At 63.8% G+C, this 7056-nt stretch carries 6 protein-coding genes; 2 read left to right on the top strand and 4 right to left on the bottom strand.

The genetic code is table 11. The features are described from left to right. Positions 1-46 precede the first annotated feature (46 nt). Together hslU and hslV are read right to left on the bottom strand one after the other, a co-directional pair. Entirely contained in the window at positions 47-1360 is a 1314-nt protein-coding gene (hslU, locus tag Q0603_RS09970) for an ATP-dependent protease ATPase subunit HslU (protein WP_298725138.1), read from the bottom strand. After that, on the bottom strand, positions 1357-1914 hold the full coding sequence (gene hslV / locus Q0603_RS09975; protein ID WP_298725140.1) for an ATP-dependent protease subunit HslV: 558 nt from the start codon (positions 1912-1914) through the stop codon (positions 1357-1359). The genes hslU and hslV overlap by 4 nt, the downstream gene beginning before the upstream one ends. A gap of 215 nt (positions 1915-2129) precedes the next feature. Here hslV and Q0603_RS09980 point away from each other — a divergent pair, with 215 nt between their 5' ends. Then, positions 2130-2993 (top strand): hypothetical protein, encoded by an 864-nt coding sequence (locus Q0603_RS09980; protein WP_298725143.1) that lies wholly within the window; start codon positions 2130-2132, stop codon positions 2991-2993. Positions 2994-3003: 10 nt separating this feature from the next. Here Q0603_RS09980 and Q0603_RS09985 read toward each other — a convergent pair whose 3' ends face one another. Both Q0603_RS09985 and Q0603_RS09990 read right to left on the bottom strand, forming a co-directional pair. Beyond that, the gene (locus tag Q0603_RS09985) at positions 3004-3852 is read right to left on the bottom strand and encodes a hypothetical protein (protein WP_298725145.1); all 849 of its coding nucleotides are present in this window, start codon (positions 3850-3852) and stop codon (positions 3004-3006) included. Positions 3853-4095: 243 nt separating this feature from the next. Beyond that, a complete protein-coding gene (locus Q0603_RS09990; protein WP_298725147.1) occupies positions 4096-4551 on the bottom strand; it encodes a helix-turn-helix domain-containing protein in 456 nt (151 codons plus the stop codon). Between the two features lie 583 nt (positions 4552-5134). On the opposite strand from Q0603_RS09990, the gene Q0603_RS09995 reads away from it, so the two are divergent. Beyond that, the coding region (locus tag Q0603_RS09995; RefSeq protein WP_298725149.1) for a methyl-accepting chemotaxis protein at positions 5135-7056 on the top strand (1922 nt) is incomplete at its 3' end.

The following is a 7056-nucleotide window of genomic DNA, read 5'->3' on the forward strand; positions in this document are numbered from 1 at the left end:
CGCCGTCACCTTTGGCGTAGCGGCAGCCTGCCCGGGTCAGGCCGCTTCAAAGGATGTATTTGCTGAGGTCGCTGTTCTTGGCGAGGTCGCCGACGCGCTTGCGCACATATTCGGCATCCACCTTCACCATCTGGCCGGAATGGTCGGACGCCGTGAAGCTGATTTCCTCCAGCACGCGCTCCAGGATGGTGTGCAGGCGGCGGGCACCGATATTCTCCACCCCGTCATTTACGTCGGCGGCGATCTGCGCGATCGTGTCGATGGCATCCTCTGTGAATTCCAGCGTCACCTGCTCGGTGGCCAGCAGCGCCACATACTGCTTCAGCAGGCTGGCTTCCGGCTCGGTCAGGATGCGCTTGAAATCCTCCCGGGTCAGGCCCTTCAGCTCGACGCGGATCGGCAGGCGGCCCTGCAATTCGGGCAGCAGGTCGCTCGGCTTGGCCAGATGGAAGGCGCCGGAAGCGATGAACAGGATATGGTCGGTCTTCACCGGGCCATGCTTGGTCGCCACCGTGGTGCCTTCGATCAGCGGCAGCAGGTCGCGCTGCACACCCTCGCGGGAGACGTCGCCGCCGCCGCGATATTCGCTGCGCGCGCAGATCTTGTCGATCTCGTCGATGAAGACGATGCCGTTCTGCTCCACCGCGGTCAGCGCTTCCTTGGTGACCATCTCCTGGTCCAGCAGCTTGTCGCTTTCTTCCTGCGTCAGCGCCGCCATGGCTTCTTCCACGGTGGTCTTGCGCGGCCGCCGGCGGATGCCGCCCAGCGCCTTGCCCAGCATGTCCTGCAGATTGATCATGCCCATCTGCGCGCCGGGCATGCCGGGGATCTCGAACATCGGCATGCCGCCGCCGCTGTCGGGCAGGTCGATCTCCAGCTCGCGCTTATCGAGTTCGCCCTCGCGCAGCATCTTGCGGAATTTCTGCCGCGTCTCGACGCTGGCCTTCTCGCCCACCAGCGCATCGAGCAGGCGCTCCTCGGCGGCAAGCTCGGCCCGGGCGCGCACTTCCTTGCGGCGGCGCTCGCGGGTCATGCTGACGCTGATCTCGACGAGGTCGCGCACGATCTGCTCGACATCACGGCCGACATAGCCGACCTCGGTGAATTTCGTCGCTTCCACCTTCAGGAAGGGCGCGTTGGCGAGTTTCGCCAGGCGGCGCGAAATCTCGGTCTTGCCGACGCCGGTTGGGCCGATCATCAGGATATTCTTCGGCAGCACTTCCTCGCGCAGGCCTTCGGGCAGCTGCTGACGGCGCCAGCGGTTGCGCAGGGCGACGGCGACGGCCTTCTTGGCCTCGGCCTGGCCGACGATGTAGCGGTCGAGTTCGGAAACGATTTCGCGCGGCGAAAAGGAGGTCATGCGATCTTTTCGATGATGATGTTGCGGTTGGTATAGACGCAGATGTCAGCGGCGATCTCGAGAGAGCGCCGGGCGATCGCTTCGGCGTCCATATCGTCGCGGTCAATCAGGGCGCGGGCCGCGGCCAGGGCGTAATTGCCGCCCGATCCGATTCCGATCAGGCCATCCTCGGGCTCCAGCACGTCGCCGGTGCCGGTCAGCACCAGGGACACGTTTTTGTCGGCCACCGCCATCATTGCTTCCAGGCGGCGCAGATAGCGGTCGGTGCGCCAGTCCTTGGCGAGTTCCACGCAGGCGCGGGCGAGCTGGCCGGGATAGCGCTCCAGCTTGTTTTCCAGCCGCTCGAACAGGGTGAAGGCATCCGCGGTCGCGCCGGCAAAGCCGCCGATGATCGACCCGTCGCCCAGACGGCGCACCTTGCGGGCATTCGATTTGATCACAGTCTGGCCGAGGCTGACCTGGCCGTCGCCGGCCAGCACAACCTGTCCGTTTTTACGCACCGCCAAAATGGTAGTGCCATGCCAGGTGGCGTGCCGGTCTTCGCTGCTGCTCATTGAGGGAACCTTCGTCTTACGGTGGCCTCCTCATGTAGGAAAGCCCAAGCCCGGACGCAAGCACGCTCGTTATGGTAACTGTCGAATTGTACAACGGCGCGTTTTGCTACCATCGGTTTTCTACGACGAAAGAGTAATCGGAAGAAAACTCGACGACCCCGGCGGCTGCTTCTAAAATCGCCGCATCGGTGCGGGCAGAGGCCGATGGGGGTAATATGGAGTTTCTGGTCGATCCCAAGGGGGCCTGGTCCCGCTGGCCATCAGAGAATCTGGCTGCAGAACTGGGTTATCCGCGGGCGGATTTTGATCTCGCCGGCTATCTTGCGCGCAATCTTGGCTATGTCTGGCTGGTGGTGCTGCCCGAATATACGCTGGTGCAGTTCCGCGCCGGGATGCTGTCAGAGGCCACGGTTTCCTCGCTCGAGCCGTTCCTGAACAACGCCGCCAAGTCCACGCCGGTCGGGCTCGTCTTCTATTCCATGGGCTGGATGGAAGAGGTGTTCTTCGAGCCCAAGGCGATCGGCCCGCGTCTGCGCGAACTGGCCAACCTGCGGGAGCCGAAGCTGCGCGATCTTTATATCCGCCGCGAACACAATCCCGCGCATTGGTCGCGCACGCAGCGCAGCTCACTGTCACAGCTCTTCAGCCTCTGGCGCGAACGCAATGGCGTGTTCGACGAGCGCGCGATCGAATTCCTCGCCAGTTCCGATCTCAATCCCCGCACCGTGCTGATGGAGCCGCATCGCGAGCATGGCCTGCGGGTCATCTATTCCGGCGCGGGCTTTACCGCCTATGACAGCTATTCGCTGTCGAACACGGTCGGTCACGGCATCGAGGACCAGCCGGACAAGGCTTACGGAAGCTGGGCGCGGCAGTTCTACGATTCCTGCCTGCAAAGCGGCGGTCCGATGGTCGACGATGTCGACGCCATCATCGAGCAGCCCGATCACGATCCGCGCCGTCGCCGCTACCAGCGCCTGATTCTGCGCTGGCAGCGGCCCGATGGCGGCATCGTGCTGTCCGGCAGTTCGATCCTGAATCCGCCCTATCTGACGATCCCCCTCGATTGCGCCTCCTGACCCGCAGCGGTCAGGCCGGCAGCAGCACGGGTTTCTCCGCCGCCTCGCGCATCTCGCGCTGCCTGGTCTCGGCGGCTTCAAGCTGCGCGGGGAATTGCGCCATGTCGTTGAGCTGCTCCTCGCGGCCCATCCAGACCAGCGCGCCTTCGTAACGCGCGCTGACTGACGAATTCAGCCACTCGATTCCCGGCTCGATATTGCGATAGCCATAGGCGGCAGCGACGTTGTTCTGCACCAGCTTCATGCTGACCAGGCTGATGGTATGGCCGATATCCCATTTGGTCAGCGCCAGCGCGCGCGAGATGCGCGGCAGGATCAGCATCATGTGGCGCCGGCGGTAATCGGGATGCACCCAGCCCGAGCCGGAGAAGACGATGCGGCCGCTGATGCGCGCGGCGCTCGGCGCGGTGACCGTGCAGCTTTCGCCCGGCCGCTTCTGCCGCTCAGGATCGGGATAGAACAGGCGCAGGCTGGTCAGGTAGTCCGCCAGGCTTTCGCTGCCGAGATCGAAATAGCGCGCCGCCTGCGTGGTGACGATCTGTCCGTCGGCATCGGTGCCGATGATCCAGAAGCCGTTGCTGGCATTGATGCCGCCATAGGCTGCGTCGAAGGCCGGTGCCAGCCCGTGCCAGCTGCCGCTGTTGCGGGCATTCACCTCCCGCAGCAATTCGAAATCGGTGCTCAGCGTCAGCATCACGCCGCGGTCGCGCGCAGCCTTGTCGGCGGCGAGGAAGAAGCGGGCGAGCTGCTCGCGCGGGCCATGTTCGACGGTGATCTGGTCAGGCAGACGCGCCGTGCGGCGGAACGCCGTCATCGGCCGGTTTGCAGCGGGACGAAGATCGGTAGTGAAGATAGTCATCGCAGTCTCCATTGCTATGCGAGGCAGCAACGAGACTATCCCGTTATGGTGATGTGTCCACGACACCCCGCCCCGCCAGCGTTGCAGGCGTTATGCGATGCGCCGTGAAACGGGAAACTCGATGTAAAACGATTGCGCAAAATAAAACGGGCCGCGTTGCGGCCCGTTGATTGAATGCGATCGTGTTCGAGATGATCGAGTCGATCTGTAAGCGCCGCGCATGGCAGCGCTTAATTTAAGCCGTTATCCCTGCGCAGGTTCGGAGGACGCGTCCTCTTCGCCCTCGGGCTTGCCGCTATAGGAGGCAGCCGCCGCCTTGATCAGCTGGAAAATACGGTCGCGGACGGTGGGATCGGTGATCTTGCCGAAATTGCGCACGAGTTCGAGCGCCTGACGGCGCGAAACCGGGCTCTTGTCCTGCTCAATCTCCGAGACCACGGCATGCTCGGGGCGCGCCTGCGGCTGCTGCTCGATACCGGGCATGTCCTCGAAGAAGTAGGAGGGCGGCACATTGAGGATCTGGGCAAACTGCTGAAGACGGCTGGCGCCGATGCGGTTCAAACCCTTCTCATACTTCTGGATCTGCTGGAAGCTCAGGTTAACGGCAGCGCCCAGACGTTCCTGGCTGAAACCGGCGAGGGTCCGACATGCCCGCAAACGGGCCCCGACATGCGCGTCGTACGGGTTCGGTTTACGCATCGACTTCTCCCTCAAAAGTGAGTCTGCTGGTGTAATAATGATAGTGTTTTTACCATCAGTTGCCAGCCGTTGCTACCGGGCTCGGGGGTCTGGCATGAATACAAAAGCCGGGGGATTTCCGGCACTTAGGGGCTCCAGCCGGGACCCAAATCCACCTTGTAAGAGAATGAGTTAGTCAAATGCAACCGCTCTTTGGGCGCCCGGGAAGACCGCGGCCGCCCAGTCCAGCGGGGCGATGTAAATTTATCGTAACGTAAGCCCAGCGGCCGGATTCCGGCCGCGTCAAAGATGCATCTTAGCGCGTAGATCGCTTGACCATTATCGGTTCTGCCGTAAGGGTAGAAACCGGTTGAGGGGTGGAATGCCAGTTTTGGGCTTTGTGTCACGTCGTTCCGCAGGACTCTGCGGAACTGCAATGGAGTAGCGCATGCGCTCTTCGGCTGCCCGCCGCCCCCTGCCCGCCCGGCGCCCCGCGTCCGGTGAGCCCGGCCTGCCGGCCCGCTTCAGCCATGCCGTTGCAATCTCTAGTCAAGGCGCCAGCCTGCGGCGCGCGTTATCGTAGTTCGCGAAGGAGTTTCGTCCGATGGCCGTTTCCGAGTCCGCTGCCGAGCATGATGCCGCCTCCATGGCCGACGCCGCCGATGCTCCGCCGCCTCAGGACAATGTCCCGACCCGCCGCCGGGCGCCGCTTGCCGTCTGGTTCTCCAAGCTGGGCATCCGCCCCCGCATTGCCATCGGTTTCATCGCCTCCCTGTCGCTGCTGGTGATCATCGCGGTTGCCGCGATCATCGGCATCAAGCGCGGCGATCAGGCTTTCACCACCTATGACGCCGTCGTCGAAAATGGCCGCTTAGGCCAGGCATTCGAGCGCGACCTGCTTGATCTGCGCCGCAACCTGCTGCTCTATGTCGAGCGCGACGATCCGCGTGGCCTGCTGGCCCTGCGCCGGGTCGAGCCGCAGCTCAACGAGACGCTCGCGGCCATGATCGATACCACGGCCGATCAGCAGCGGCTGGAGCTTCTGAAAGAGATCGACGCGCAGCTCAAACAGACATTCAACAATCTCGGCCAGGCGATCGCGGCGCGTAACAAGCTGAAGGAAATCAACGGCAGCCAATTGGAAGTCTACGGCCCGCGCACCCGCGACGTGCTGGTCCATCTCGTCCGTGCCGCCAACCAGCAGAACAAGTTCGCCGTCGCTGCCGAAGCCGGCCTGGTGCTGGATACCTTCTCCGAAATCCGCATCGCCGCCACGCGCTTCATCGGCCAGGGCGACATGGCCATGGCCAACGAAGCCAGCGGCAAGGTGCTCAACTTCGTGGAGGCGAGCGAGTCCCTGAAGCTGCAGCTCGCCGATGATGCGAAGGACCTGCACAAGATGGCCGAAGAGGCCGAGGGCTTCGCCACGCAATATGGCGCCGGCATTCTCGAAGCCTCCAAGGTGGCCGGCGACGTCAATCGCCTGATCTATCAGGAAATCGAAACCGCCATCGCCGAGATCAACGACCGGCTGGAAAAGATCAAGATCAGCCAGATCGAGGAGCTGCGCAACGAGCGTGTCACCGCCGATGCGGCCTTCGACGCCACCTTCCTCACCGTGCTGGTGATGGCGCTGGCGGCGCTCGGCGTCGGCATCATCTTCGCCTGGCTGATCGGCCGCAGCATCGCCAATCCCATCGCGGCGCTGACCACCAGCATGGGCATCCTGGCGGAAGGCGATTACAGCGCCGCCATCCCAGGCCTTGAGCGCGGCGACGAGATCGGCCGCATGGCCGCCGCCGTCGAAGTCTTCAAGCGCAACGGCGCCGAGAACGAGCGGCTGCGCGGCGAGGTGGAGGCCGAACGCGCCGCCGCCGAACAGCGCCGCATCGAACAGGACAACCTGCTGGATCGCGCCGTGGGCGAGATCGTCGCAGCTGCCGCTGCAGGCGATCTGACCCAGCGCATCGACACCGCGCCGCTATCCGGCGTTGCTGCCAAGCTCGGCGGCGGCGTCAATCAGCTTCTGGATACCATCGGCGCAGCCATCGACGAGGTGGGCGGCGTGCTGGCGGGTCTGGCCAAGGGCGATCTCACCCATCGCGTCACCGGCGATTACCGCGGCGTCTTCGCCAAGCTCAAGGACGACGTGAATACCGCCAGCGCGAACCTGGCCGATGCCCTGCGGCAGATTGCCGACAGCGCCAACACCGTGCGCGATGCTGCCAACGAAATCTCGGTCGGCAGCCAGGATCTGTCGCAGCGCACTGAAAGCCAGGCGGCCGCGCTGGAGCAGACCGCAGCCTCGATGCATGAGGTCACCGCCACGGTGAAGCAGAATGCCGAAAATGCGCAGGCTGCCAACCAGCTGGCCTTGAGCGCGCGCAGCACGGCGGAAGCCGGCGGCAAGGTGGTGAGCGAAGCCGTCAGGGCGATGAGCGAGATTGAGGGCAGCGCGCAGAAGATTTCCGACATCGTCGGCCTGATCGACGAGATCGCCTTCCAGACCAATCTGCTGGCGCTCAA

The sequence above is a fragment of the uncultured Ferrovibrio sp. genome, from assembly GCF_937960835.1.
GTDB lineage: Bacteria > Pseudomonadota > Alphaproteobacteria > Ferrovibrionales > Ferrovibrionaceae > Ferrovibrio.

What these genes read in the sequence shown, in the direction of transcription:
- hslV (WP_298725140.1), bottom strand. Translation starts at nt 1,914, where the DNA reads ATGAGCAGCAGCGAAGACCGGCACGCCACCTGGCATGGCACTACCATT.
- Q0603_RS09990 (WP_298725147.1), bottom strand. Translation starts at nt 4,551, where the DNA reads ATGCGTAAACCGAACCCGTACGACGCGCATGTCGGGGCCCGTTTGCGG.
- Q0603_RS09985 (WP_298725145.1), bottom strand. Translation starts at nt 3,852, where the DNA reads ATGACTATCTTCACTACCGATCTTCGTCCCGCTGCAAACCGGCCGATG.
- Q0603_RS09980 (WP_298725143.1), top strand. Translation starts at nt 2,130, where the DNA reads ATGGAGTTTCTGGTCGATCCCAAGGGGGCCTGGTCCCGCTGGCCATCA.
- hslU (WP_298725138.1), bottom strand. Translation starts at nt 1,360, where the DNA reads ATGACCTCCTTTTCGCCGCGCGAAATCGTTTCCGAACTCGACCGCTAC.